1 protein-coding gene is annotated in these 959 nt (G+C 63.0%); it reads left to right on the top strand.

From position 1 onward, the window contains the following. Window positions 1–84 precede the first annotated feature (84 nt). Window positions 85–959, top strand: an 875-nt coding sequence (locus tag O7A70_RS33840; RefSeq protein WP_337144209.1) for an ISAs1 family transposase, incomplete at its 3' end; no start/stop codon positions are given.

Below are 959 nucleotides of genomic sequence, written 5' to 3'. Positions count from 1 at the left end.
CAGGGCAATCGCTTCAGGTTAACGGTGGTGCGTAGTGGGCACGAATATGATTCATGAGGTGCTTCGTGATTTGCGGAGCCTTCGATGTCGCGCCATTCTTCCCGTTCGCTTTCGATCCTTGATCATTTTTCGGCCCTTTCGGACCCGCGTCAACAATGGCGGGTGATCTATCCGCTGCCGGAGATCCTGCTGGTTGTGCTGTGCGCGACGCTGTGCGGGATGGAGGATTTCGTCGAGACCCGGTTGTGGGGCAGGAAACGGCTCGACTTCCTGCGCCGGTTCCTGCCCTACGAGCGCGGCATTCCGGCCCACGACACGCTCAACGACGTCATCAACGCGCTGGACGCCGATCTCTTCAAGGCCTGCTTCGCGAACTGGGTCGAGACCCTGCGGGACGCGGCGCCCGACATCGTCGCCATCGACGGCAAGACCTCGCGGCGCAGCCATGCACACTCCAAGGGCCGCGAGCCGCTGCACATGGTCTCGGCCTGGGCCGCACGCCAGCGCCTCGTGCTGGGACAAGAGGCGACGGACGTCAAATCCAACGAAATCACCGCTATCCCGCTGCTGCTCGAGCGGCTTGAACTCACAGGTGCATTGGTGACCATCGACGCCATGGGAACCCAGACGGAGATCGCCGGGATCATCGTCGGGCGCGGTGGCGACTATCTCTTGGCGCTCAAGGCCAACTGGCCGGCCACCTTCGCCGAAGTCGAGCGCTTCTTTGCCGATCCGACGCCACACATGCTCCAGCAACCCTTCGAGACCGTCGATAACGACCATGGCCGCCTCGAAAGCCGCCGCCACAGCGTCTGCCACGACATCGGCTGGCTGTTCTCTGATCGCCGCTATCCCGGCGAACCGCGCTTCCCGCATCTGGCCATGATCGGCATGGTCGAGACAAAGGTCGAGCGCAACGGCAAGACCGAACGCGAGAGGCGATACTATCTCTCCTCCGC

Source organism: Mesorhizobium sp. Cs1299R1N1, assembly GCF_037179655.1.
Classification (GTDB): Bacteria; Pseudomonadota; Alphaproteobacteria; order Rhizobiales; family Rhizobiaceae; genus Mesorhizobium; species Mesorhizobium salmacidum.
The sequence above is the reverse complement of the archived record's forward strand: the minus strand, read 5'-3'. Positions and strand labels throughout refer to the sequence as shown.